The 26,443-nt window shown below is 62.7% G+C and carries 21 protein-coding genes; 13 read left to right on the top strand and 8 right to left on the bottom strand.

The genetic code is table 11. The features are described from left to right. Positions 1-170 precede the first annotated feature (170 nt). Positions 171-521, top strand: a complete 351-nt coding sequence (locus VNW74_RS27510; RefSeq protein ID WP_325682761.1) for a hypothetical protein — start codon at positions 171-173, stop codon at positions 519-521. 89 nt (positions 522-610) lie between these two features. Here VNW74_RS27510 and VNW74_RS27505 read toward each other — a convergent pair whose 3' ends face one another. After that, positions 611-1,726 carry an LLM class flavin-dependent oxidoreductase gene (locus VNW74_RS27505; protein ID WP_325682759.1) on the bottom strand — a complete coding sequence of 372 codons (1,116 nt, stop codon included), beginning with the start codon at positions 1,724-1,726 and terminating at the stop codon, positions 611-613. A 259-nt stretch (positions 1,727-1,985) separates the two neighbouring features. Between VNW74_RS27505 and VNW74_RS27500 the strand changes: the two genes are divergently transcribed. Further along, positions 1,986-3,542, top strand: a complete 1,557-nt coding sequence (locus VNW74_RS27500) for a class I adenylate-forming enzyme family protein (protein WP_325682757.1) — start codon at positions 1,986-1,988, stop codon at positions 3,540-3,542. A gap of 22 nt (positions 3,543-3,564) precedes the next feature. On the opposite strand, the gene VNW74_RS27495 is transcribed toward VNW74_RS27500, so the two are convergent. The 4 genes from VNW74_RS27495 to VNW74_RS27480 are packed head-to-tail and all read right to left on the bottom strand — an operon-like array spanning position 3,565 to position 8,124. Next, positions 3,565-4,398 carry a MaoC/PaaZ C-terminal domain-containing protein gene (locus tag VNW74_RS27495; protein WP_325682755.1) on the bottom strand — a complete coding sequence of 278 codons (834 nt, stop codon included), beginning with the start codon at positions 4,396-4,398 and terminating at the stop codon, positions 3,565-3,567. A gap of 32 nt (positions 4,399-4,430) precedes the next feature. Beyond that, positions 4,431-5,372: an SDR family NAD(P)-dependent oxidoreductase gene (locus VNW74_RS27490; protein WP_325682752.1), complete on the bottom strand. Its 942-nt coding sequence runs from the start codon at positions 5,370-5,372 to the stop codon at positions 4,431-4,433. Positions 5,373-5,386: 14 nt separating this feature from the next. Beyond that, positions 5,387-6,982 carry a class I adenylate-forming enzyme family protein gene (locus VNW74_RS27485; protein WP_325682750.1) on the bottom strand — a complete coding sequence of 532 codons (1,596 nt, stop codon included), beginning with the start codon at positions 6,980-6,982 and terminating at the stop codon, positions 5,387-5,389. Continuing rightward, positions 6,979-8,124, bottom strand: a complete 1,146-nt coding sequence (locus VNW74_RS27480; RefSeq protein ID WP_325682748.1) for an FAS1-like dehydratase domain-containing protein — start codon at positions 8,122-8,124, stop codon at positions 6,979-6,981. The genes VNW74_RS27485 and VNW74_RS27480 overlap by 4 nt, the downstream gene beginning before the upstream one ends. A gap of 290 nt (positions 8,125-8,414) precedes the next feature. Between VNW74_RS27480 and VNW74_RS27475 the strand changes: the two genes are divergently transcribed. Further along, positions 8,415-9,710: a TetR/AcrR family transcriptional regulator gene (locus tag VNW74_RS27475; protein ID WP_325682746.1), complete on the top strand. Its 1,296-nt coding sequence runs from the start codon at positions 8,415-8,417 to the stop codon at positions 9,708-9,710. 69 nt (positions 9,711-9,779) lie between these two features. Here VNW74_RS27475 and VNW74_RS27470 read toward each other — a convergent pair whose 3' ends face one another. Next, on the bottom strand, positions 9,780-10,688 hold the full coding sequence (locus VNW74_RS27470) for an alpha/beta hydrolase (protein ID WP_325682744.1): 909 nt from the start codon (positions 10,686-10,688) through the stop codon (positions 9,780-9,782). A 162-nt stretch (positions 10,689-10,850) separates the two neighbouring features. On the opposite strand from VNW74_RS27470, the gene VNW74_RS27465 reads away from it, so the two are divergent. Continuing rightward, positions 10,851-13,520, top strand: a complete 2,670-nt coding sequence (locus VNW74_RS27465; protein ID WP_325682742.1) for an AAA family ATPase — start codon at positions 10,851-10,853, stop codon at positions 13,518-13,520. Between the two features lie 31 nt (positions 13,521-13,551). Here VNW74_RS27465 and VNW74_RS27460 read toward each other — a convergent pair whose 3' ends face one another. Further along, positions 13,552-14,466 (bottom strand): enoyl-CoA hydratase-related protein, encoded by a 915-nt coding sequence (locus VNW74_RS27460; protein WP_325682740.1) that lies wholly within the window; start codon positions 14,464-14,466, stop codon positions 13,552-13,554. A gap of 86 nt (positions 14,467-14,552) precedes the next feature. On the opposite strand from VNW74_RS27460, the gene VNW74_RS27455 reads away from it, so the two are divergent. From VNW74_RS27455 to VNW74_RS27420, 8 genes are read left to right on the top strand one after another with little or no spacing between them, the layout of a single operon-like run. Next, positions 14,553-15,722, top strand: a complete 1,170-nt coding sequence (locus tag VNW74_RS27455) for an acyl-CoA dehydrogenase family protein (protein ID WP_325682738.1) — start codon at positions 14,553-14,555, stop codon at positions 15,720-15,722. Positions 15,723-15,730: 8 nt separating this feature from the next. Beyond that, on the top strand, positions 15,731-16,894 hold the full coding sequence (locus VNW74_RS27450; protein WP_325682736.1) for an acyl-CoA dehydrogenase family protein: 1,164 nt from the start codon (positions 15,731-15,733) through the stop codon (positions 16,892-16,894). Beyond that, positions 16,891-18,135 (top strand): acyl-CoA dehydrogenase family protein, encoded by a 1,245-nt coding sequence (locus VNW74_RS27445; RefSeq protein WP_325682734.1) that lies wholly within the window; start codon positions 16,891-16,893, stop codon positions 18,133-18,135. The genes VNW74_RS27450 and VNW74_RS27445 overlap by 4 nt, the downstream gene beginning before the upstream one ends. A 28-nt stretch (positions 18,136-18,163) precedes the next feature. Continuing rightward, complete coding sequence (locus VNW74_RS27440; protein WP_325682732.1) at positions 18,164-19,150, top strand: alpha/beta hydrolase; 987 nt, start codon at positions 18,164-18,166, stop codon at positions 19,148-19,150. 2 nt (positions 19,151-19,152) lie between these two features. After that, a complete protein-coding gene (locus tag VNW74_RS27435) occupies positions 19,153-20,001 on the top strand; it encodes an SDR family NAD(P)-dependent oxidoreductase (RefSeq protein ID WP_325682730.1) in 849 nt (282 codons plus the stop codon). 28 nt (positions 20,002-20,029) lie between these two features. After that, positions 20,030-20,950, top strand: a complete 921-nt coding sequence (locus VNW74_RS27430; RefSeq protein ID WP_325682729.1) for a ferritin-like domain-containing protein — start codon at positions 20,030-20,032, stop codon at positions 20,948-20,950. Next, the gene (locus VNW74_RS27425; protein WP_325682765.1) at positions 20,947-22,449 is read left to right on the top strand and encodes an NAD(P)/FAD-dependent oxidoreductase; all 1,503 of its coding nucleotides are present in this window, start codon (positions 20,947-20,949) and stop codon (positions 22,447-22,449) included. The genes VNW74_RS27430 and VNW74_RS27425 overlap by 4 nt, the downstream gene beginning before the upstream one ends. A gap of 13 nt (positions 22,450-22,462) precedes the next feature. After that, a complete protein-coding gene (locus VNW74_RS27420; RefSeq protein WP_325682727.1) occupies positions 22,463-23,377 on the top strand; it encodes a MerR family transcriptional regulator in 915 nt (304 codons plus the stop codon). Between the two features lie 10 nt (positions 23,378-23,387). Here VNW74_RS27420 and VNW74_RS27415 read toward each other — a convergent pair whose 3' ends face one another. Further along, positions 23,388-24,743, bottom strand: a complete 1,356-nt coding sequence (locus tag VNW74_RS27415; protein ID WP_325682725.1) for a salicylate synthase — start codon at positions 24,741-24,743, stop codon at positions 23,388-23,390. Positions 24,744-25,215: 472 nt separating this feature from the next. Here VNW74_RS27415 and VNW74_RS27410 point away from each other — a divergent pair, with 472 nt between their 5' ends. Then, a complete protein-coding gene (locus tag VNW74_RS27410) occupies positions 25,216-26,433 on the top strand; it encodes a sodium-dependent bicarbonate transport family permease (protein ID WP_325682723.1) in 1,218 nt (405 codons plus the stop codon). Positions 26,434-26,443 lie beyond the last annotated feature (10 nt).

Below are 26,443 nucleotides of genomic sequence, written 5' to 3'. Positions count from 1 at the left end.
CGGAGCGAAGAGTCGAGACGACCGCGACGAAGTCATAGCGGCCGACGTGGCGCTCTGACCTGCGGCGCTACGAGCTGGCTCACGGCTCATGCACTGTTTCGCCACCGTGACGTTCGTCGCATGTGTAATGGATTTGGCGCTCTCGGCGTTGTTACCCGCATGGAGTCGAGATGAAGTTCAAACTTCTTCGCCTCAGCGCTGCGATCCTCGGCGCTGCTGCGGCGATTGCGTCTTCTGCTGCGGTTGCCAGCGCTGATCCGCCAGACCCGCACAAGCCGGACATGACGAAGAGCTACTGCCCGGGTGGGCAATGGGGTTTTGGCAGTCTGGGAGTGTGCGACGGCGAGAAGTACCCGGACGGGTCCTACTGGCACCAGTGGATGAAAACATACATCGGCGGACCGAAATGGTATTACGACTGCGTCGGCGACAGCGGCAACAATACTTTCCCGGCACCGCCACCGCCTGGTGGCTGCGACGGGGCAATTCCGCCCGCGCCGCCTGCCCCGCCCGCAACTTGACCGCAGCTGGCGGGTGGCCGCCAGCCGACCGCGACGCCAGTACCTGCTTTGCGGCGCGGCGACATTAGTGCTTGAACGCGCCAAAACCGTTACGCAGAAACGGACTCCGATGCAGCAACCCTGGGCATGACCTCGGTCCCGAACAGCTCGATCGAACGCATGACCTTCTCGTGAGGTATCCCGCCAATTGCGTGACTGGTGATGATCTGATCGACATCGAGAGCTGCGAAAGAGTTGATCGTGTTCACACACTCGTCAGGAGTGCCGACACTGATCACACCCAAGTCAATCAACGCGTCGATGACGTTGCCGTACTTGCCTACGAGCCGCTCAATGTCGGCGGCGTCTTCTGGCAGCATCTTCGCGTAGATCTCGTAGCCGGGCTTGCCTGACACGGTTGAGAAGAGCTGGAATACGCTCGCGCTGTACCACTCGACCGCGGGACCGCCTACCGCGCGCGCCTCGTCGCGTGATTCGGCGCAGTGAGTCAGCACATAGGCCGCAATCTGATCGTTGATCTCTTCCGGCGGCTTCGGGCATTGCTTGATCGCGTCGCGGTATACCTCGATCAACGGCGCGAGTTTCTCGGCATGGCCGATAATGAACGCGAGAACACCCAAACCGTTGCGGCCGGCGATCTCAAAGCTTTCAGGACTGCTCGCGGCCATCCACATTGGAGGGCCAGGGCGTTGGACCGGTTTCGGCCAGACCTCGCGCGACGGCAGCTTCATGAAGGTGCCGTCGATACCCGGGTACGGCTCATCTCGCCACATCTTCGGGATTTCCCGCATGGCCTCCAACCACATCCCGCGGGCGTCAGCAGGATCGATCCCATAGGCGTCCAATTCGCTTGCCGTAGCGGCGCGACCAGTTCCGAACTCGACACGGCCCTTCGACAGAATGTCCAGCGCAGCGATCCGTTCAGCCACATGGAACGGCGGGTTGAAGTTGGGCGGCAACAGAACGACCCCATGACCGATACGGATCCGCTCGGTGTGCTGAGCGAGCGCCGAAAGCCAGATCTCTGGAGAAGAGCCATGCGAGTACTCCGTGAGGAAATGGTGCTCGACATGCCAGGCATAGTCGAAGCCAACACGTTCCGCGAGCTTGGCCTGCTCGATGGCGTCCCAGTAATGGTTGTACTCAGCCTTGTGCGCCCATGGCCGAGGCCCGAGTTGCATCTCCCACAATATCCCGTACTTCATTGAATGCCGGCTCTCCTTTTTGCTTGGTGATACAGCCAGTTAAAGAGAAGAGCACCACGGCTCGGGCACGGGAACATGCGTAATAGCTACGCTACGTAGCCGCAGCCGCATCGACGCCGCGGTTGATCAGCCCATGCGCTGAGCCGAGTTGCAGAGCGTAGTCGATACGCTTCGGCACGCCAGCGCGCCGGCGTTAACTGTTACGGGTGAGCGCTGAACGCAACAAATGCACGCTGCCCGTCAGTCAGGGCATCGCGAAATGCATGTGACCGATCACCTGAGAACAGCAGCCCGCTGCTGGCCCACACGATGCGGTTTTGGTGGGCACGGCGGCGAAATAACGTTTTCGGCGGCATTCGCCGCAGTCAACAAGATCGCCCGAGCGCTGGCTGACGATGGCAGCACGGTGGAAACTCCGTTCGCTCTCATCAGCCCGAACGACTCGCGAACAATAGTGGCGATGCTCGGCGCCCTGCGCGCTGGAGGCGCTTGGTGCAACGTCAATCTGGGCGCTCCGATTGAGGTCACGGCCGAGGTGCTGCGGCGCGGCGGCTGCCGGATCTTGTTCTTTCACTCCTCCGTCGCCGACAAAGTCGCTTTCCTAACCGATAATGTTCCGACTTTGACCCGCATATTGTGCGTTGATTCAGCCGACACCGATTACCCATCGGTCACGCACTGGACGCAGGCCTATTCGGCGGCGCCCTTGGAATTAGTCATCCCCGGAAAGGCGCTGGGTTGCCAGGGAGTCACCGGGGGCACCACAGGTGAACCGAAAATCACCCAGGCTTCCCACGACTTCTTGCTCATGTCGACCCTTGCCTGGGCGACCTGCTGGCACTTCGATGAGCCGCCTGTGAATTTGGCCGTGGCACCAATCACCCACGCAGGCGGGATGATCGCATTGGCACAGCTGCAGTTCGGTGGTACGACGATCTGCGTTTCCGCACCCGAGGTTGCAGAAGTCATCCGGCGCCTGGAGGAAGATCGGGTCACCACGATCTTCCTGCCGCCGACGTTGCTTTACCGCCTGCTGTCTCACCCGGCGCTGCGGGAGTCGGATCTATCTTCCCTGCGCTACGTGATTGTCGGGGGTGCTCCGATCGCCCCGGACCGAGTCCGCGATGCGGTGCACACCTTGGGACCGGTAATCGGGCAGGCCTACGGACAGACAGAAGCGGGATTCCCGCTGACCTGGATGTCGCCCACAGACGTTGCCCGCGCGGTGAAGTCGGGTGATACGCAACACCTATTGTCCTGCGGGAGACCAACATTCGTCAGCGCGCAGCTCGAGGCGATGGCAGCAGACGGCACCATCCTTCCGCCGGGTGAAACAGGTGAGATTGTGCTGCGTGGACCCACGGCGATGATGCGCTACCTCGACGATCCGGTAGCGACCGCCGACGTGCAACGTCATGGCTGGCACCACACCGGCGACATTGGCCACCGCGACGATGACGGCTACGTCTTCATCACCGACCGAGTCCGCGATGTCATCATCTCGGGCGGGTTCAACGTTTTTCCGTTCGAGGTCGAACAAGCCATCCTCGAACTCACCGAGGTAGCCGACTGCGCCGTCATCGGCATCCCCAGCGAACAATGGGGAGAATCCGTGCACGCCTGCGTCGAGCTCAACGCCGGCGCCGAGATCAACCAGGCTGCGTTGATCGAGCACTGCAAGCGTCGGGTGGGTTCGGTCAAGGCACCCAAAACAGTCGAATTCGTTACCATCTTGCCCCGAAGCCCGGCGGGCAAAGTTCTCAAACGAGAACTCCGTGGCCCCTATTGGGCCAACAAACCGCGATCCATTGTCTGAGCTCGGGATGGGAGAATCCGAGTCAGACAAGTTCGCACGACCCACCGGTGATGACGTCGGTGTCGTTGACTCGTGTGCGAAACGCTAAGTCGTCCTGGTCCATCCGCCATATGTCTACGGTCAATGGATCACCGGGAAACACCGGCGAGGCAAATGAGCCGGCTACTGAGTGCACGCGCGCACCGTCACCACCGGCGACGGCCTCGACGATGACGCGAGTTGACACACCAAAGGTACACAGGCCGTGCAGGATCGGCCGATCAAAGCCCGCCGCCCGCGCGAATGCCGGATCGGAGTGAAGCGGATTCCGGTCGCCCGACAGCCGATAGAGCAACGCTTGGTCTTGACCGGTGGGCGCGGTGACCGATAGATCGGGTTGGCGCTGCGGGAGTTCCGCTCGAAGCGACGGCCCTTTGTCTCCGCCCCATCCGCCAGCCCCACGAATGTAGAGCTGCATTGTCGAGGTCCACAGCATCTCGTCGGTTAGAGCGTCACGGCCGACAGTCTCCGTCACGACAATGGCTGCTTTGCCTTTGTCATAGATGCCGGTCACCGTAGCCACGTTGTTCGCAGATCCCTTGGGCGGCACCGGTCGGTGCACCGACACGCGCTGTGCTGCGTGCACGAGCTTGGTCCAGTCGATGTCACCGACCATGTGGAGGATAGGTGTGCGCGCCAGCACGACAGGCATCGAGGGCAGGGTCTGCAGCTCAATGCCTTTGGAGTTCTCGGTGGTGAACTGTAGGTCATTGACACCGCAACCTACACCCAGGGCGTAGAGGATGGAATCTTTGCTTGTCCATGCTACTTCGACTGCGTCAGTGGTAATTCCGACGGCTTCATGGTTCAGTGGCACCGGTCTCTCCGATGATGTCGTTGAGTTATATCTCACTGCTTCGGCAGCCGCGCATACCCGCGCGGGCCTTCATAGACGTCTGGCCCGAGGTTTTTGAAGAGTTCGTCCCGCCGCCTGGCCAATTCATCGAGGGTCCATTTCCCTTCCTTGAACAAGATGTCGCTGACCTGCGGTAGCTTCACGTGCGCGACGGCGCCGCCGCAAACGATGAAGGTCTGTGCGGTGATATCGGCAGCTTCATCCGTCGCCAGGAAGGTCACGAACGGTGCAATATTGTCGGGATCCATCGCGTCGAATCCGTGTTCTTCGGTGGCGAATTCGGCGGCCCGGTTCGATTTCTCGAACGTCGTTGTAGTCAGCCGCGTGCGAGCCCGTGGAGCGATGGCGTTCACCGTGACACCGTATTTCGCCGTTTCTCGGGCCGCGGCGATGGTGAAGGAGACGATCCCCATCTTTGCCGCGTCATAGTTTGATTGCCCCGCGTTGCCGAATAAGCCGGATTCGCTTGTGGTGTTGATGATGGCGCGATGGCTGGTATTTCCGGCTTTGCTCTCGGCCCGCCAGTGCTGCGACACGGCGCGGGTGGGCAGGAAGTGACCCATCAGGTGCATGTTGATCACCTCCGCCCAGTCTTTCGGTTCGATGCTGAAAAGCATTCCGTCGCGGAGGATTCCCGCGTTGTTGACCAGGATGTCTATCCGCCCAAACGTTGCGATCGCCTGGCTGACCATGCGGTCGGCGCCATCGGGGTCCGTGACACTGTCAAAGTTGGCTGTGGCCGCCCCACCGAGCTGGCCGATCTCTTCGGCGACGGCCGCGGCTGGCCGCTGGTCGGCGCCTTCTCCGTCCCAGGCCCCGCCCAGGTCGTTGACAACGACCTGGGCTCCCTCCGCGGCTAACGCGAGGGCTTCCCCGCGGCCGATACCGCGGCCCGCGCCGGTGACGATGGCCACCTTTCCGTCAAGACGCCCCATGGCGACCTTCCTTTCTAATTAGCGTGGGTGTCGATCCATCGGTCCACGATTTCGCGCTTCGCGACCTTCCCAGTGCTGTTCAGCGGCAGTGGTTCAGCGCTGATCCACCATCGCGACGGAACTTCGAAGTGTGCGAGAGTGGCCGCGGCAAAGTCGCGTATGTCTCTGACATCGATGGCGACGTCGGGCCGGACAACCACGGCGGCGCCCACTTCTTCGCCTAACGACGGGTGGGCCAGGGCTACGACCGCAACGTCGCGCACGCCTGGATACTGCAGAAGCCTGTCCTCGACATGACCGGGGGCGATGTTCTCGCCGCCGCGGATGATGATGTCGCGCAGGCGGCCCACGATGTAGAGGTAGCCGTCGGCGTCCACGCGTCCTAAATCGCCGGTGTGCAGCCATCCTTCGGCGTCGATCGGGTTGGCCGCCTGAGCGTCGTTCAGAAATCCCGACATCAATGTCGGCGCTTTAGCCACAACCTCGCCGACTCCCTCGCCGTCGGGGCTTGAGATCCGTATTTCGCTGGTGGGTAACGGCTTTCCTACGCATCCAGGCTTATCCAGCAGCTCGGTGCCCCCGGCGGCGGTGAGCGCACCACCAGACTCGGTTTGACCGTAAATGCTGCTGATGCTGCGACGGGCCGACGGTAGTCCCCGAGCGATCTTTTCCGCGAGTTCGGGGACGACCAGCGAGCCGCCCATGGCGACCGATACCAAACTGGAGGTGTCGTACTGGTCGAGCTGCGGGCTTTCGAGGACGCGAGCGATCATCGTGGGAACCGCGCCGAAGAAGGTCGCTCTCTCACGCTGGATCATGCTCAGCACCTTTTCGGCGCTGAAGTTCCCATCCAAGAACAGAAGTCGCCCACCGGACAGTTGCGCGGAAACCAGAGTTTGAAATCCGCCGACGTGGAACAGCGGTAAACACATGAGGCTGACAGTGCCCCTGTGATCGTCGGGAAGCTGATCTGGCAACCGTCGGGTCCGCACCAACACGTTCTGGATGTTTGCGACCACGGCCCCCTGGCTCAGGACCACACCTTTGGGTGCGCCTTCTGTGCCGGAGGTGAAAAAGATTGCGGCTGGGTCCGACTCGTGCGAAAGGTGACTGGGCTCTGTCGTACCGCTCGGTTGGCCATCGACGAGAGCGCGTAGCGTCGAGATCTTCAGCAGTGGCCAGGGTTCCACTGCAGGTCGATTACAGTGGTCGTCATCAGCGACAACGAGCGCAGGCTGAACTCTGTCGAGCGTGTCGGACAGGTCGGCGTCGCTCCACCACATGTTGGCAAACACGGCGGTAGCGCCAATCTTCGCGATAGCCCAAAACGCCGCAACCCATTCCGGTGAGTTGCTTGCCAAGATGACGATCCGTTGCCCGGGGCCAAGTCCGCGTCGTCTCAGTTCCCGGGCGACTTCGTCGATGTCGGTCAGGTGATCGGTGAAGGTGATCCGGCGCGCGCCGGCAACGAACACCGCACGATCGCCCCAGCGAGCGAAGTCGGTCACCAGGTCGCCGACGCAGCGGGGACGATGGGTATAGCGCCGGCCGTCGGGGGTTTCGGTGACCTCGCTACCCCAGCGCGCTGCGCCCCGAACGGTCGGTGTCATCGCGAGCGACGAACGGGCAAGCGAACCAACGCGGTTCCCGTGGCAGAAAGCTCGCCGTCTTGCTGGCGTGCGGTTTGGTCGACGGTGACCAGGCCAGCGTCGGGGTCCACGGCAGTCACGGTCCCGCTGATCTGGATGACGTCGCCGGTGGGATTGTGCCTGCGGACCTGCGAGCTGTGTTCAACCAGGAACCCGTCATCGCCTATCCAGTCCGTGATGTGATGGGTAAGCCACGACACGCGTTCTGGTCCATAGTCATAGGCTCGTGGGGTTCCGACGAGCCGGGCAAGATCATCATCCCAGTGCACTCGCTCAGGCACATCGCGAATGCCGAACCGGTCGGGTATGCCCAGATTCGGGTGTCGCTGCAATTGATTGTGTGCCAGACGGTTCGCCCGGATGTAGAGTCCACCCCACCCTTGGGCGAAGGCGATGAAACCGGTCACTGTCATGGGCCCCTTCGTCATGACCGGAAGGCTGTCGCCCACGCTGACCTCATCGACGTAGAGCGGGGTGGCACCGCGGGGTTTCTCGTCTCGGTATCCCTGCGCGACAGCTTCGAGGTCGTCGTAGCTGTACCGAGGCTCATCCTCGCGAGCGGCTTGGTATTTGCCCCGCTCGCGCGCGGTGTCACGTTCGGTGCGAAAGCACCACGAATCTGCTTCTGCAACGAGTTCTCCGGCCACATAGAAGTCGACGTGGTAGATCTGCTGGATGGCGCGCCCAGCGAACTCGGTCTGGTGCTCCACCAGATCTTTGAGGTAGGACTCGGTCTGGACCTCGTCGCCGCGGCGTAGCGCCCGGTGCCATTTCGTCGAGGCACCCGACCACATCGCGTGCACTCCCGGCAATCCGCCAACATAACCCGAGTAAATGCGGCTGAGCGCGAACAAGAATGAGGGCGGGGCCAAAAGCGCTTTGTGCGAGGACTTCTCGGCGTAGGCCGGCTCGCACCACAACGGGTTGTCATCACCGATGCCGTGCGCGTAGTGGCGAATGTTGTCGCGCGTCACCTCATAACACCAAGGTTCCACGGTATCGGTGATCTTCACACCGATCATCGATCGAAGGGCGTCTAACGCGTGTTCGGTGATCAACGAGAACCGCTGACCCTCGACTGCGACGTCTATGTCGTGACTCACCGGGACTAGTCCTCCTCGTATAGACCAAATAACTATGAAGCAAAGCCAATCCTGTTGGTTTAGTACTAGCTATAATAGGTGGTATCACACGACGGAATCCAGACGCAAGAAATGAGGGCTGCTGCACAGACGACGGCGAGCCGTTCGGGGCGGCAAACGGCGGATCGGTGCACCGCTCGTCATATCATCGTGAGGCACATCCACGGCTTGGTCGGACGGAGCTCCAAGAGGTGACACCGTGGGGATAGGAGATTTCAGTGGCGGCTAACGCTACGCGAAAGCGCCGCCGCATGACCCCCGAGGACCGTCGTGCGCAGATCATCGCGGCAGCGAGATCTGTCTTCCTCGAATATGGTTTCGCCGGCACGCGGGTGCGCGATATCGCCGAACGGGCGGGGATCACCGAAAATCTCGTGTACGTCCGTTTTGCGAACAAAAACGAGATTTATCAGGCTGCGGTGACCGACCCCCTCGATGATCTGGTCGACCGATTGGCTGCGGCAGTCACTGAGACGACACAGGCCGGCCAGTCGCGCTTGGCCTTATTCGAACGTTTCCACGCGGTGCTTTACGCAAGCATGAGGGAAATGGCGCCGCTGCTGGCGGCCGCGTTGTTCTCGGTGCCAGAGGCCGGTCGCGACTACTTCTCCGACGTCGTGCTGCCGAAGTTCACTCAGGCGATCAGCGCAGTCATCACGGACGTCACCGGTTTCGATGTCGATTCGCTGGAACTCGATGTGCTCGTCGAGGGTGTATTCGGCTTGCATTTTGGGTTGGCGTTGGACTCGATCTTCGCCAAGCAGCCCGTACCGGCTGATGTGGTTGCCCGAACGCTCGCCGTAATGTTCGGTGAGGGCATTCCGACCAAGCAGAAGCAGCGTCTGCAGCCGCAGAAACGTCGCTCGAGGGTGCGCTCCGTGGCCTCGGCGACGGATGCGGCCGTACCCGGCGCTGGTCCCGCCGCCAGGCTCTCAGCGGCGGAGCGTAAGGCGCAGATCTCCACCGCAGCCCAAGAGGTCTTCGTTGAGAGCGGCCTTGCGATGGCACGCACGAAAGAGATCGCCGACAGAGCAGGGATAACCGAGGCGTTCATGTTCCGGCTGTTTGACAGCAAGGAGGAGCTCTACCAAACCGCCATCGAGGACCCCGCAGCAGAATTGGTGACGTCATGGGCTAACGAGATCGGCCAGTGCGTTGCTCGCGGCGACGTTGCGGTCGACACCTTGTTGGCGATCAATGAAAAAGGGATCGCTATCTTGAGCGACCTCGCTCCGCTGTTCGTGATCGCGGTGTTTTCCCAAATGGAACGCGGCAAGCGGTTCTACCGCCAGATCGTCGAACCCGCATTGAGCCAACCGCTGGTCTCGGCGCCAGTGCGGTCCTGGGCCTCCGAAAGGGTGAACATTGAGGTGATGTGGCGGGCGATCTTCGGTGTGCAACTGGGCATCGTGATCCGCCACCAGATGACTGGTGCTCCGATCGACACACTCGAAGTCGCCCGCCAATTGACGCACATGATCGTCACCGGTATCAGGCGGCCAGCAGGCGGAGACGCTCCCCGACGGCCTCGCGCTGTCGGTTCATAGACTCGGTCAGTGCCGTACACGCTGCGCAATCGGCGCGTGAGAGCCGACTCGATCGTTGGGGTCAGCCATTCACGTATGTTGTCGGCAGAATTGACCGATTATGTCCATCGCGGAACGGCTCTGCGCCAGCACCGGTGTCATGATGTGCCAGCAGTGATACATCTCCTCGAACACCTCCAAGGTCACGTCGACGCCGGCTTCTGCGGCCTTGGCGGCAAACCGAGTGGAGTCATCGGTCAGCGAGTCCCACGTCCCGGTCATGACGAGCAGTGGCGGCAGGCCGGACAGGTCGGCGTGCAGTGGTGATGCCAGCGGCGAATCAGCTGGTGCACCTTGCAGATACCCGGCGGCCATGCCCTGCAACATCTCCGAGGACATGACGGGGTCCACCGAAGCTTTGGTGGTGATGGACTCCGATGAGAGCGTCATATCGAACCACGCCGAGATACACACCCCCGCCGCGGGAAGGGCTTCACCGCGGTCGCGGAGATTGATCAGCAACGACGCGACAAGGCCGCCGCCGGCCGAATCACCCGCGAACACTATCGTGGACGGATCTTGGCGCGCACTTAGCCATTGGTAAGCCGCCAACGCGTCGTCGACCGCCGCGGGGAATGGATTCTCCGGCGCAAGGCGGTAATCAACCAGCAACACCTTGGCCTCAGCGGAGCGAGCCAGATCCGCTGCGGTGTTCGCGTAGCCCTTCGCGGACGCGATCATGTACCCGCCTCCGTGGAAATAGAGAACGGTTCGCGTGCACTGCTTGCCGTCGATCCGTGCCCATAGTCCTGACACGCCCGCTACATCATCCAGCGGCTCGAGCACGAGGTCGGCCGGTGGTGGAAAGTGGTTGCGCGCCCACGCGTCGTAGGCGCGCCGCAACTCGTCGGGCGTCGGAGGTAGAGCTGGATCCGTCGGCGCCATTGCCGCAGCCATCTCTTGCCACAACGCGAGCGCATGCAGTTTTTGGTCAGTCACCCTCGGTCAGCTCCCCTGTTCGACGACTCGCTGGCCTACTAGGTTGCCAATCCCGCCTCGGGGCGGCATGCGTAATTTCTACGGTTTCGTCGGCTGTTGGATGATTGTGATGGTGCTCACTATAATAACGGTCGGTTGGCGCGAGTCAGCAGGCGAAGAAGGGTGCAGTTGACCGGTTACTTCGAGTGGGACAGTGATCAGCAGTGGCCATTTGTGGGCCGCGGCCATATTCTCGAGCAGCTGGGCCAGCTGCTGTTCGACCAGCGCAGACCCGTTCTTCTGGCGGGCCCGGCAGGAGTCGGCAAGACACGCCTTGCGACTGAATTGCTGGACTGCGCTCGTCGCCAAGGGTTCCCCACGGCCCATGTCACTGCCACCCGCGCCGCCGCCCAGATTCCTTTCGGCGCCCTGGCCGGCCCACTATTCGACGACGACGAACCCTTGCCGATGCCGCCATCGGCACGAGCAGAGTGGATGCGGCGCGCAGTTCGACGTTTGAAGGCCGCCGGCGGCGAACTTCCGAAAGTGGTTCTTATCGATGACATTCAACTGCTCGACGCCGTCTCGGCTACCCTGATTCACCACGCTGTCGCGGCTAACGCGTGTTTGCTGCTGGCGACCATGCGCGCCGGCGACGCGGTTCCCGACCCGGTCCTCTCGCTCTACAAAGACGGCCATGTCAGCCGGGTCGAAGTGAGCGTGCTCGACAGGGGTGAAGTCGAGGCGGTCCTGCATGCGGTACTCGGTGGTGTGATCGAGAGTTCAGCCGTGCAGCAGTTCGCGATGCGTAGCGGTGGCAATATTCTGTACTTGCGTGAGCTTGTGCGCGGCGCGTTGCGCTCAGCGACCCTGGTGCTCGATGAGAATGTCTGGCGTCTCAAGGGGCGCGCTCCCTTATCGGCTCGCTTGATTGAGTTGATCGATGCGCGCTTCGCTGAACTGACGGCAGATGAGCGCAGCGTACTTGACGTCCTCGCCTACGGCGAACCACTCGAGATGAAGCACCTGAAAGCCTTTGTGCCCAGGGGCGCTGAGCTGGCAGAGAGCCTGGAGACGCGCGGGCTCGTGGTCAGTCGCCATGAGGGTCGAGGATTGATGATCAGAATCGCGCACCCCGTCTATACCGATGCGCTGCTCCACCAGCTGAGCGCCGTGAGTCGCAGTCGCCTAGCCAGTGCACTCGCCGACATTGCCGAGAATATGGGCGACGTCGGAGCTGAGAGTCTCATCCGTACCGCCACATGGTGTTTGGAGGGCGGTTTGCAGCGGCCAGACTTGATGCTGCGCGCCGCATTTCAGGCGCGGTGGACCTACGACTTCGGAGTGGCCACCCGGCTGGCTCGAGCTGCTGCAGACGACGGCGCGGGATTTCCGGCACAGCTGCTTTGCGGTCAACTCGCCTACCTTCAGGGTCGGGCCGGTGACGCCGACAAAGCCTTGGCAGGGCTCGCGCAGACCGCAACGACCGATGACCACCACACGCGAATTGCGCTGGCAAGACTCGAAGCTGCGATGTTCAGCGGGCGTATCGAGCACGGCATTCAGATCGCCGAGTCCGCCGAGGCCATGACAGGCGAGCGGCAATTACGCGATCAGATCACAGCCCGCCGGGCCGGGTTGATCCTCGCAGCGACCGGACCCGAGGCTGCGGTGCGAGTCGCTGCGCCATTGAAGGAGACATCCCAGGGTCCTGCGCTGGTGTGGGCGTGCTTGATCATGTCAGCTGGTTGCGGGCGCCTCGGGCAGTGCGACGAAGCGATGAACGCCGCGGACGTGGGCTACGCGGCACAAGCGACCTTGGCGACGCCATTAGACAACTACCCATGGCTGCACACCTTCTTTCGCGGCGAAGCGCGGCTGTACGCCGGCCAGTTCGAATGCGCTCTCACCACGGCGCGCCAACATTACATGGAAGCCGTCGCCCAGGGCTCCATCGAGGCGCAAGCCTATTTCGCGTGGCAACTGGCTAAACCCATTGGTGAACAAGGAGATGTCGACGCATCACTTCGCTATGCCCGCGAGGCGGCCCTACTGTTCCGCGACCTCGGCCGACCGGCGCTGCGCGAACAGAGCCTTGTCGAAGTCGTACTCGCGCTCGCAATCAGCGGCGAGGGTCCAGCGGCCGCCGAAGCCCTGGCAGAGCTCGACAAGCTGCGATTGCCCAGAAGCTATTACGCCGTCGAGATCTTGCGCGCGCGAGCCTGGACGTGCATCGCCAACGGTGAGTTATGCACTGCGCGCCAACATCTCGAGCAGGGAGCCGATCTCGGTGAGCGCATCGGTGACCGAGTCGGTGCCCTCGACTGCCTGCACACCTTGGCCCGGCTCGGACACAGCGCGCGACTCTACCCCCGCGCTGCCGGCATTGCCCAACGCATGCAAGGGCACCTAGCCCAGGCTCGACTGGCCAACATCAAGGCGTTGGAGACCAAAGACTGGCAAGCACTCCAGGCTCTCGCGCAGTCATTCGCCGATATGGGCGCGCATCTGCTGGCCGCGGAAGCCGCTACCGAAGCCCTCGTGTTGGCCCGCAAGAAGGACGCCTCAACACAGCAGGTGGCGGTACTGCGCCGATTGGCTGCCAGGTTGCGCGAACACTGCCCGAAAGCGCTGACGCCCGCCCTGCATACCGCGCAGTCACGTGTGGCATTGACCGGGGCCGAAGCAGAAGCGGCGACCTTGGCTGCAAGCGGCATGTCCAATAAGCGCATCGCAGAGAAGCTCTTTTTGTCGAGGCGCACGGTCGAGGGCCAATTGCAGCGAGCCTACGAAAAGCTCTGTATAGGAGGGCGCTCCGAGCTTGCCGCCGCACTGGACGAGTGCGCCTTGTGACCTCGCCGTGTCACACGGCCCAGATGGAGGCTTAGGCAAACAAATCCGGAACGTCTCGCGACGCCGACATCGTGAACGACGCGGGCCGCCGGTCGAGGAAAGCTTGCACACCCTCGCGGGCGTCCGACGAGGAGCCGATCCTGGCCAACGCTTTCGATTCGAGATGATGCGCGTCCACAGGATTGGCTGCACCGTACATCCGCCACAGCAATTGACGGGTCAACGCGATCGACACCGGGGCCGACTGCTCTACCAGCTCGTCGGCAATAGCGTAGGCGGCGGCCAACAACTCCGAAGTGGGATGAACATCGCGAACCAATCCTGCGTCTCGCAGTTCGTCCGCCGGGTAAAGCCGGCCGGAGAACATCCATTCCGCTGCCCTGCTGATGCCGACGATCCGCGGCAAGAACCAGGTGGACGTTCCGTCCGGGGTGATGCCTCTCCGCACGAAGACGAACCCCACACGGGCGTCAGCCGATGCCAAGCGGATATCCATGGGGAGGGTGAGGCTTGCACCGAAGCCCACCGCGGGCCCATTGATGGCTGCAATGAGGGGCTTTCGGCAGCGCAGCATCCGCAGTGCGATGGTCCCAGCTCGATCAGGGGGAGGCCAATCGTCCGCGGATTCATCGACCTCACGCGCGAACGTTTCCGTGCCCAGACTTAAGTCGGCTCCGGCGCAGAAACCTCGGCCATGCCCGGTGACGACAACAACGCGGACATGATCCTGAGCGTCGACGTGGTCGAGTGCTTCGAGGAATTGATCGACCATCTGGGAGGTGAAGGCATTCAGCGCTTTTGGATTGTTGAGCCACACCGTGGCAACGCCCTTGTCTACCCGCAGATCAATGCGGCCCTCCTCGGATGCCGGAGGCGGTTCGCCGACACCTCCGCTGTTTTTCTCCGAGGCGGTCAACCCCGCGCCATCGCTGCTGTGGTGTGCCATCGCCGGACCCCTGTGATAGGTATAGTGCAGTATATAATACATGAGCGTTGCGGAGACGATTCGCGCCATAGCCGGAAAGGTACGCAGTGATTGCCGAGCTGACTGCCGATCAACGATCCCTCCGTGAGCTTGCACAGAGCTTTCTGACCCGAAAGGCCGATGCGCCGGCCATTCGGGCCGCAATGCAGACCTCAGCGGGTTATGAGGAATCCGTCTGGCAGGAGTTCGCCCATCTGGGGCTTTGCGGACTGGGTGTACCAGCGCGTTACGGTGGCGCCGACTGCGGGCCTGTCGAGATCGCCATCGTCATGCGCGAGCTCGGGCGCCGACTAGCGCCGTTACCGTACTTTTCGAGCGTCGCTCTGGCCCAAACCGTTGTCATGCAAAGCGGCGATAGCGCTGCCTGCGAACGGCTACTGCCCGATCTGGCCGCAGGGCAGCGCCGCGCCGCGGTGGCGCTGGTGGAACCCTCCTGGAAATGGGATCCGACAGCGGTTCAGTCGACGGCCACGCAACATCAGGGACAGTGGCGCATAACGGGCAAGAAGATGTTCGTCGTCGACGGCGCTACGGCTGACGTAATCCTGCTCGCTGCACGCGGTTCCAGCGACATCACCTTGTTCGAGGTCAGCGCCCACGCTGCCGGGCTGACCCGCACCGCTTTGACCGGTATCGACCAGACCCGCCGCCTCGCCAGCATCGAGCTCAGGGATACCCCGGCGCATCAGGTGGGCGACACAGGTGCAGCCATCGACATCCTCAGTCGCGCCTTGACGCTGGCGAACGTCTATCTTGCCGCCGAATCCGTCGGTGCAACCGAGCATGTGCTCGCTTGCGCCATCGACTACGCAAAGACCCGCACCCAGTTTGGGCGGCCTATCGGATCGTTCCAAGCGATCAAACACAAATGCGCCGACATGCATGTCGACTACGAAACGTCGCGTTCGACCATGGAGCATGCGGTGTTATCGGCCGCTGAGGGTGGCGCCGAAGAGGCTAGGGTCGCATCGACGATCGCGGCTGCCCTGTGCCACGACGCGTTCTTGCAATGCGCCGCGGAGAACATCCAGGTGCACGGCGGCATAGGGTTCACCTGGGAACACGATGCCCACTTGTATTACAAACGCGCCCAAGCGAATCGGCTCCTGCTCGGTGACGATGTCTATCATCGTCAGTCGCTGGCGGTCTCGCTGGGTTTCGAGCCCGCGCAGTCGAGTTACCTGGCCTGCACCTCAACACAGCCGCAACCGACTTAGGAGTTCAAGTGGACTTCGAACTTTCGAACAGCCAGCGAGAGTTGCAAGCACGTGCGACCGAGGCGGCCAAGCCGTGGCGTTCGCACGTCGATGAATGGGACCGCGCCGATGAGGCCCCTTACGGGGAGGTCGCCGCGGCAATGGCCGCAGCAGGCCTGTGCGGGTTGACGATGCCGACAAAATACGGCGGAGCCGAACTGACGGTCACCGACTATGTGGTGGTTGTCGAAGCTCTGATCAAGACGTCCCAGTCGTGGATCGTCGCCGAGCCAACCTTCGGCTCGACCGGACCCGGCCCGGCCATCGTACTGCGCGCAGAAAACGAGGCGACCCGCGAGAAGTTCCTGCCTGACATTGTCACCGGACGGACGGCGTGCGCGATCGCACTCACCGAGCCAGACCACGGATCGGATCTCACCGCCCTCTCGACGAGGGCGACACCCGATGGCGACAACTACGTGATCAACGGGTCCAAGCGATTCATCACAGGATCACCCGTCAACGAGCTCTACGCGACATTTGTACGGTTTGGAGACGAACCGGGACACCGCGGTATCGGCGCCGTGGTTGTTGAGAAGGGAACGCCTGGACTCAGACTGGAAAGAGGCGCCCACTTTTCCGGCACTCGTGGGCTACCCCATGGCGAGGTCCACTTCGATGACTGTGCGATACCGAGCGAGAACATCATTCGCGGACCGGGCCACTTTTCGGACTTGATGATGGCGTTCAACATGGAGCGCATACACAACGCGACGCTGAGCCTTGCGCTGGCCGAAGCTGCGTTCGATGATGCGGTGAGCTACACGTCCCGCCGGCAGGCATACGGCAAGCCCATCATCGAGTTTCAATCGGCCTACCACACCCTGGTCGACATGCGGATGGCAATCGATGCACACCGACTGTTGACCTACCGCGCGGCTTCTACTTCCCTGGACGGTCGATTTCCCAATGCCAAGGACTCCACGTTTGCCAAGCTGTCTGGCTGCACGATGCTGCCCACAGTGACACACGATGCCATGGTTCTATGCGGCGGCGACGGAACAACGCTGGACTACTCCGCGCAGCGGCTGCACCGCGACGCGATGGCAGCGCTGGTGGCCGGCGGCTCACCACCCGTGCTGAAAAATGCCCTCGCCGCCCAAATTTTCCCCGAGCACAGGTTTCGTCAGTGACACCGACAACTGATCGCGACCCCTTCGCGCGACGATGCCGTGATTTCCTCGATGCTCACGCGGAGGGCTGCGGCGAGGCGGCCGAGGATGATCTCGAACGACCCGACACCGTACCGATCTTCGACAGTCCAGAACGTTCAGTAGAAGAGCAGCAACTCAAGCGAGCCCGCACCTGGCAACGCGCCTTATACGACGAAGGGCTCGCCTGGATCACAGGTCCTCGCGAATACGGTGGCGCCGCGCTTGACCACCGCTGTCAAGAGATTTTCGAAGAGACTTGCGCGCACTACCGTTTGCCCAAGCTCAACACGCTGTTCGTGACACTGCACATTATTCTTCCCGGACTGCTCGCCGCGGCATCCGAAGAACTCAAGCTAAAACTAGTACCGGCGATATTGCGCGGTGACATCATCGCGTGTCAATTGTTCTCAGAACCCGGCGCGGGCTCGGACCTATCAGCGGTGTCCACCCGTGCCGTACGTGACGAGGGTGGATGGGTCGTCACGGGCCAGAAAGTGTGGACATCGGGAGGCCACTACAGCGACATCGGCCTGCTTCTCGCCCGCACCGGAGACGATGCGATACCCCATCGCCGGCTCACGATGTTCGTCGCGGATATGCATGACCCCGCGATCGAAGTACGCCCTCTTCGCGAGATGAGCGGCGGAGCACACTTCAACGAAGTGTTCATCGAAGCACTACACATACCCGACAACCATCGAGTCGGAGATGTCAACAAGGGCTGGGCAGTGGCCATGGCAACGCTCGTTGGCGAGCGCAAAGCAGTCGGAAACAGCTCAGAAGACCCGAATTGGGTTGTCGTACAACGCCTTGTCGAACTTGCGGCCATGGCAGCTGAAAAACGGCAACTGCCGGCGACCATCCTTGACGCAGTTCTCGACTGCTACGTCCTCGGTACGGCAGTCGAACACACCGCAGCAAACCTGCTAGCGGCCGAGCGCCAAGGCAATTTGATGGGGCCGGAGATGTCCGTCCTAAAACTACTTCGCAATCGTCTCCTCCGAAACTGCATCGACACCGCCAGCCACATCCTCGGGATGAACATGTTGGCCGACACCGGAGAATGGGGCACGTTCGCTTGGGGACGGGCCTCAACGCTCGCTCCTGGTCTCAGGATCGGAGGTGGCACCGACGAAATCCAACGCAACATCATCGGCGAGCGCCTCCTTGGCTTGCCGCGAGACCGGACTTCGCACCACAGCAACCTTGCCATTGACTAATGTCACCATTTTCTGTTGACTGAATCGCATGACGGACGGTGTGCCGACCCGGGGGTCACTGCGCTCACGAGCTGCGGCGCTGGTCAGCACGTTGACATTGCGGCAGATCAGCGCGGTGCTGCCGGCCGAGCAGGCATGGGGCTTGTGGCTGTCACGTCAGATCGTGGCCGGCATCATGGACGCCTTCGGGCCGTCGCTGGCCGGTACCCGCGTCGAGCCGATCGACGCTGTCCAGCCCGACGGGCACCGAATCGTCGGCGAATGGGTGCGGGCACCCGGCCTACCGGCGAAGCAGGGCGCCATTTACTTCGTCCACGGCAGCGGCTATGCCCTGTGCTCGCCGCGAACGCACCGGCGATTGACGTCGTGGCTGTCACGGCTGACGGGGCTGCCGGTGTTCGCTGTCGACTACCGGTTGGCGCCGCGGCACCGCTTCCCCACCGCCGCCGATGACGTGCGTGCCGGCTGGGACTGGCTGACCCGCCGGGTAACGGCGGATCACATTGTGATCGCTGGTGATTCAGCCGGCGGACATCTCGCAGTCGACCTGCTGCTGCAATCCGACGTTGCCGCGAACGGACCGGCCGCGCTGGTGCTGTTCTCGCCGCTGATCGACGTCACCTTCGGCCTGGCCGCCGGTCGCGAAGAATTGCGCCGCGACCCCGCGATCCGGGCCGTCGATGCCGCCCGTCTGGTCGCGTTGTACAGCGCCAGCGTCGATCCCGCGCACCAGCGCCTCGCGCTCGACGTCGCCGGCGGTCCTCCGCTGCCTCCGACACTCATCCAGGCCGGCGGCGCCGAGATGCTGGTAGCCGACGCGCGACACCTCGCCGCCGATATCCGCGCCGGCGGCGGTCGTTGCGAACTTCAGGTGTGGCCGGACCAGGTGCATGTGTTCCAGGCGCTGCCCCGGCTGTCGCCGGAAGCCGCCAGGGCCATGGCACACGTCGGGCGTTTCATCGATACATCGTTGCGGGCCCGCGATTTTGACGCCGTGACAGGGAAGGCAGGCTAGTAATGCGTGGGCCGTTTCGCAGGTCGAACAAGGTGAGCCACAACGCGCTTGCGGTGGTGACCGGTGCGGGCAGCGGCATTGGCGCGGCGTTCGCTGTCGAACTCGCCCGCCGCGGCGGTCGGGTCGTCTGCAGCGACATCAACGAAGTCGCCGCCGCGAAAACCGTCAGCACGATCATCGACAACGGCGGCGAGGCCGTCGCGATTACCTGTGACGTATCGCGATTCGATGACGTTCGCGAACTGGCCGCCCAGTCAGAATCGTGGTTGGGCGCAGCACCCACCTTGGTGATCAATAATGCCGGCGTCGGCTCCGGCGGTGCCCCCATCGGTGAACTCCCCCTTGACGACTGGCAGTGGGTGCTCGGCATCAACCTCTGGGGACCCATCCACGGCTGCCACGTCTTCGCACCTATCCTGCGGTCGGCGGAACCGTCGAACCGCCCGCGGGGCATCATCAACGTCGCCTCCGCCGCGGCCTTCGCCGCGGCCCCCAGCATGGCCGCCTACAACGTCAGCAAGGCCGGTGTGTTGTCGCTATCGGAGACCCTGGCTGGCGAATTATCTCGCAGTGCAGTAAAAGTCACGGTGCTATGCCCTACTTTTGTCAAGACGAACATCGTCGAATCCGGCCGTATCGCGGAAGAGACCACGCAGCTCGCGACGAGACTGACGCGGTGGATTGGGTTTTCAGCGGACAAGGTCGCGCGCATCTGCCTTGACACCCACGATCGCGGCGAACTGTACTGCATGCCGCAGCTCGAAGCCAAGATCGGCTGGAGCGTCAAACGCTTGGTCCCGGGCACTTACACCCGTGGAATGGGCCTGGTATCCCGGGTCACCCTGCACTGATATCACCAATCCAAAAGGAGGGGCGCACATGAGTATCGACATGGAGACGATGCTGACCAAGATCAAGGATCGCCAATGGGCGCTTGCCGACATCGATTGGGAGGCACCCGGCGCCGAGACCATCGACGACGAATTCCGGCCTAAGCTAAAGGCGTTCATGGCCGATCTGTGCTGGATCGAGAACATCGGTGCGCGCGGATTTTCGGCGCTGGCCAAAAAAGCGCCCAATGCGACGCTGGCCGAGATCTACCGGTATTTCCACGCGGAAGAGCAACGCCACGCCAATGCCGAACTGGCGTTGATGAAGCGCTGGGGCATGCTCGACGACGGCGAAATGCCCGAACCGAACGTCAACATCCGACTGGCCATGCAATGGCTGGACACCTACGCCGACGGGATGTCGCTCTCGATCCTGGGCACCGTCATCCCAATGCTCGAGGTGGCACTGGACGGGGCGCTGCTGAAGTTTCTGCTCGACGAGGTCGACGATCCGGTCTGCCACCGGGTCTTCGAAAAGATCAATAACGACGAATCACGCCACCTTGCAGTGGATTTCGAGGTCCTTAACATGATCGGTCATGCGAAGGCCCGGAAACTCGCGATCGATTTCGTGGGCAACGTCGCCTCACCGGGACTGATCATCGGCGCGTTGATGTATCTGCCGCTGCTCAACCGGGTGCGCAACGAGCTTGACGACATGGGCATGGAGCCCGAGCGGCTCTACAACGCGGTCAAACGGTTCAAGCAACTCGGCGAGCGCGGCGAACACACCTGGCGGGTGCCCACCTACCAAATCCTCAAGCTGCACTCCGCAATGGTGGTCAACCCACGTCATCCCTACCACCTGCTGGCCAATTCCATGGTGTGGCTGTCCGATCGCTATCCCCGACCACTGCTACGGCCGGTGCCGAGCTGGTTCAAAGAGCTGACCTACAAGACGGCGGCCTGATCATGGCGAACGCCCATACCTACGCCACGCTGATCGTCGGGGCCGGCTTCAGCGGGCTCGGCGCTGCGATCAAATTGGCGCAAGCCAACGTCGACGACATCGTCATCCTGGAGCGCAGCGACCGGGTGGGCGGAACCTGGCGTGACACCAGCTACCCCGGGGCCAGCTGTGATATCCCGTCGCTGCTGTACTCGTTTTCGTTCGCCAAAAACCCGAGCTGGTCGCGGACCTACTCGCCAGCCGGAGAAATCCGCACACACCTCGAGGACATCAGCACTCGATTCGACATCCACCGCCACATTCGGTTCGGCCAGCAGGTCACCGGGTTGTCCTTCGACGACAGCACCGGAGTGTGGACCGCAAGCACGGCCACCGGCAAGCGTTTTCGGGCCCGCACCGTCGTGCTGGCATCCGGACCGCTGCCCGATTCCAGTTTCCCCGACATCCGGGGTATCGATTCCTACCGCGGCCACAAGATCCACAGCGCCCAGTGGGACCACGACTACGACTTCGCGGGCAAGCGGGTTGCGGTCATCGGCACCGGGGCCAGCGCCATCCAGATCATCCCCGAGCTGGTCAAGCAAGCCGAGTTCGTCAAGGTGTTCCAACGCACCCCAGGCTGGGTGCTGCCCCGTTGGGACATCGCCACTCCCCCCGCGGTGCAAACGGTATTCACCAAAGCCCCTGCGGTTCAACAGCTTGCTCGCCAAGCACTGTTCTGGGGACACGAAGCCAGTGCCACCGCGCTGGTGTGGAACACCCCGTTGACCTCGTTGGTCGCCCGGCTGGGCCGCTTCCACCTGCACAGGCAGGTCAAAGACCCGTGGCTGCGCCGCCAGCTGACACCCGACTTCACCCCGGGCTGCAAACGCATGCTGGTCTCCAGCGACTACTACCCCGCCCTGCAGCGGGACAACTGCAAGCTCATTGACTGGCCGATCGCGACGTTGAGCCCGGTCGGCATCCGCACCAGCGACGGCATCGAACACCATCTGGACTGCATCGTGTTCGCCACCGGTTACGACGTGCATTTGACCGGTCCGCCGTTCCCGGTCACCGGGCTCGCTGGGCGCGCGCTGAGCGACGAATGGGCCGGCGGTGCACAGGCTTACAAAAGTGCCAGCGCACATGGATATCCGAACCTGTTCTTGATGACCGGTCCCAACTCCGGGCCCGGCCATAATTCGCTACTGGTCTATATCGAGGGCCAGCTCGACTACGTGGTGCGCGGTATCACCACCATCGTGGACAGTAACTTGCGTTACCTCGACGTCCGTCAAGACGTCCAACGCCGCTACAACGAGCGGATCCAGCAGCGACTCACCAAGACGACATGGATGTCGGGTTGTAGCAGTTGGTATCTGACCAAGGACGGTTTCAACGCCTCGATGTACCCCGGATTCGCGACGCAGTATCTTCGACAGATGCGGGACTTCCGGTTCGCCGACTACCACGCGGTCGCTCACGCCGCCGATACGCGCGTCAGCACTTCTGCCTGAGGACGCCTGAACGATGGCTCCCGACCGACCGCCACGAGCAGAGACCGGCACGATCGCCGGCGTCCTGGCCAACCTGCGGCGCGCGCCCAAACGCGTTCGGCGGCAGTCGCGAGAGGTCATCGAGATCGCGGTATCTCAGCTCTTCGACGCGGCGGTCCGCCACCCCAACGGCGCACCGGTGTCCGGTGAATACCGCATCGACGACCTGGCCCGGCTAGCCGGCACCACGACCCGCAACATCCGTGTCTACCGCGACCGCGGGCTGTTACCGCCACCGTTGCGGGTCGGGCGGATTGCGCTGTTCAACGACACTCATCTGACTCGGCTGCGGCTGATCACCTCGATGCTCGACCGCGGATACAACATCGCGCATGTCCGGGAGATGCTCAGCGCCTGGGAAGAGGGCAAGAATCTCGGCGACGTTCTCGGCCTGGAATCTGCGATCGTGGGCACCTGGACCACCGAGAAGGCCGCGACTATGCCGCTGGCCGAGGCAGAACGACTCATCAATGACGCCAAGGCATTCGATCGACTGGTCGGATTGCAGGTGATCCGCATCGACGGCGCCCAGGCCACCATCACACGCCCGAAACTCATCGACGCCTTCAAAGAGATCCGCGGCTACGGCGTCAGCATGGAAAAACTCATCGACCTGCACGAGCACATTGTCCCGCTGGTCGACCAGATCAGCGAGATGCTGGTGCGGGCGGGGGCCGAACACGTCGCCGACCGGATCAAACCACGTGAAGCACTGCCCGCCGACACCGAAATCGCCGAGCTGATAACCATGCTGGTCCGGTTTCGTAGCCAGGCGGTTGCATCCGTCACCGCCACTTTGGCGTCGTCGATCGAATCGACCATCGAGTCTCTGGTCAGCCGCATTCTGGCCGAATATCTGGAACGGTCGCCGGACGCAGAAGTCGGCTAACGCGCCACACCTAACGCCGACGGGCCACCAGATGCGGCGCCAGCGTGGCGAGTTTCTCGCAGGTCTCCTCGAATTCCCGTTCGGGATCCGACGCGGCGATGATGCCGGCCCCGGCCCGCAGCCAGGTTCGCCCGTCACGTTCGTAGGCGGTCCGTAGCGTCAACGCCGCGTCGAGCCCGCCATCGGCCGAAAACGTCACTACCGCACCGGAATACAACTCACGCGGGCTTTCATCGAGTCGCAGGATGGCGTCCACACTGGCCGCCTTGGGGATACCTGAGGCGGTGACCGCGGGAAACAGCGTCTCCAGCGCGTCCATTCGGTCCTTGGATGGGTCCAGTCGGCCGGTGACCGTCGAGCCAAGGTGCTGGACACTGCCGCGCTCGCGCACGGTCATGAAATCGATGACCGCAGCACTACCGGGCTCGGCGACCTCGGTGATCTCGCGCAGCGAGCTGCGCACCGACATGGCATGTTCGACAATCTCTTTGCTGTCGGATTCCAATTCGTCGCGGGCTTGGCGGTCACGCGCCGCGCCGCGGCCCAGCGCCCGGGTGCCGGCCAGCGGTTCGGTCACCACCGCGCCGTCGTGGTGCACCGCCGCCACCACTTCCGGGCTGTAACCAAGAGCTCGAAAACCAGCGAGCCGCAACAGGAACGAGCGCGCGGGGGTGTTGTGACGCCGACCCAGCCGATAGGTGGCCGGGAAGTCCAGCGCGAAGGGCACGTCGACAGACCGGGACAGGATCACTTTGTGATAGCGGCCGGCAGCGATCTCGCCGATCGCTGCCGCTACCCGCGCCCGGTAATCGGTGCTGTCGGCGCCGACATCGATCCCGGATGCGGGCGGCGCGGCCGGCAGGCCCTCGCTGAGCAACCGGTCCACCATGTCGCGGTGGCGTTCCTCGGCGTCGAAGAGTCGAACCGCGTCGTCGGTGACCACGACGCGGGTGCGGGGCCAGAACACCCGAGCCAGCGGGGTCCGCGGCGCCAGGCGATCTTGTACACCGAAGCGATACGCGCCGAATTCGAAGGCGATCCAACCGAAGGCCTGGTCACATTCCAGCAGCAGCCGGTCCACGGCCTCACCGAGCACCGGTCCCGGCCGTCCGGACCAGGTTTGTCGCTGAGTGACACCGTCGCGGGTGATGCGCAGCTCGTCGCGGTCTAACTCGACCATGGCCAGCACACCGAGGGCCAGTACCCACTGGCCGTCGTGCTCGTAGAGCAGGTATTCATCGCCGTCGCGCTCGGGCAATGCCGCGACCAACTCGGCCGCCAGGTCCGCCGGGGCGATCTCGGTCGGCAATCGGAATGACTGTGACGGGGCGCCCACAGAACTCGTTTCGACACCGACTTCGGTCACGCTTAGTAAATGTAGCCTAACCTATGAACCTGTGGGGCGGTCCGTTCGGGAATGACCTACTTTTGCCTCCGTATGCCTGTTCACCAGCACTTTTGGTAAGCCTGACTTTAACCCCGAGTTCCCGGGGTCCATGCGCCTTGAGCACGGGCTGAGCGCCGAACTCGATCCGTGATCGCGGCCCGGCCTCACGGTGTCCGCGCGCCGACGCCGCACCGTTGACTCATCGCGTCAAGGAAGCCGTGGCGCGGCCGTCGCTGGTGGGCAATAACAAGTAATAAGCCGTTCACTTTCGGCAACAAGAAGTAAGAAGCCGTTCACTTTCCCAGCGTTTTCCCAGTACTTTCGCAGCGTCCATGTGCGATCGGTCGTATACCTAGGCGCCGCCCCATGATTAGGCTCTGAAGGAATTCAAAACCCGAACGGCGGCCGTCACGAGTCGTGAGCAAGCTGCGCCCATCGAGGGAGATTAGCAATGCTCCTAGAATTTTGGGAGAACTTCGAGCACAACCTTTTCAAGCCGCTGTTGTTGTTTTTCTACCTTGGCTTCCTGATCCCAATTCTGAAGGTGCAGTTCGAGTTTCCCTATGTGATCTATCAGGCCGTGACGATGTACCTGTTGCTGGCCATCGGCTGGCACGGCGGTGAAGAACTCGCCACGATCCACATAGCGAACGTCGGCAGCATCGTGGGATTCATCATCCTGGGATTCCTGCTCAACTTCCTGATAGGTTTTCTCGCCTACGTGCTGCTGACCCGCATGACGAAGATGCGGCGGATCGACAGGGCGACGGTCGCGGGTTATTACGGGTCGGACTCGGCAGGGACGTTCGCAACCTGTGTGGGCGTCCTTGCGACCGTGGGAATGGCTTTCAACGGTTTCATGTCGGTGTTGTTGGCCGTGATGGAGATGCCCGGCTGCCTGGTGGCGCTCGTTCTGGCGGCGCGGCTGCGGCACAGGGGGATGGACGCGTTGGGGAACATGCCGGGCGAGCACGGCTACAAGCAGCCGGCGACGGCGGGACCCGGTGCGGCAAGCCGGCCGGCTCGTGGGCAGCGTCTCGATACCGAACGGGAACTGGCGATCGAGCAAGAGGCGAAGATCGCCCTGGAACTGCCGGAGTATCGCGGTAACGGCGCCGGTGAGGATGACACAAAAACCCACCTGGGCACGGTCCAGCTGCTCAGAGAGGTCTTGCTCAACCCGGGCCTTTATCTCCTTTTCGGTGGCATCGTCATCGGCTTGGTCAGTCGATTGCAGGGGCCAAAGGTCGTGCACGACACCGACCATGTCTTTGTGGCCGCCTTCCAGGGCGTGCTCTGTCTGTTCCTACTCGAGATGGGGATGACGGCCTCCCGCCGACTGAAGGACCTGAAAAGCGCGGGCCCGGGATTCATCGCCTTCGGTCTATTAGCGCCAAACCTATTCGCGGCTATCGGGATCATCGTCGCTCACGCCTACGCTCATCTCACCCACGCCCCGTTCAAGCCGGGGACGTATATCCTGTTCGCCATACTCTGCGGCGCTGCGTCATACATTGCTGTGCCCGCGGTCCAGCGGCTGGCGATCCCTGAGGCGAGCCCGACGCTGCCCTTGGCCGCATCACTGGGCTTGACGTTTTCCTACAACGTCACGATCGGCATCCCCGTCTATATCGAGATCTCGCGGGCCGTCACGCCGTGGTTCACCTGACGCGAGAAAG

Source organism: Mycobacterium sp., from assembly GCF_035570115.1.
GTDB lineage: Bacteria > Actinomycetota > Actinomycetes > Mycobacteriales > Mycobacteriaceae > Mycobacterium.
This window is presented reverse-complemented; position numbering and strand designations above follow the sequence as displayed.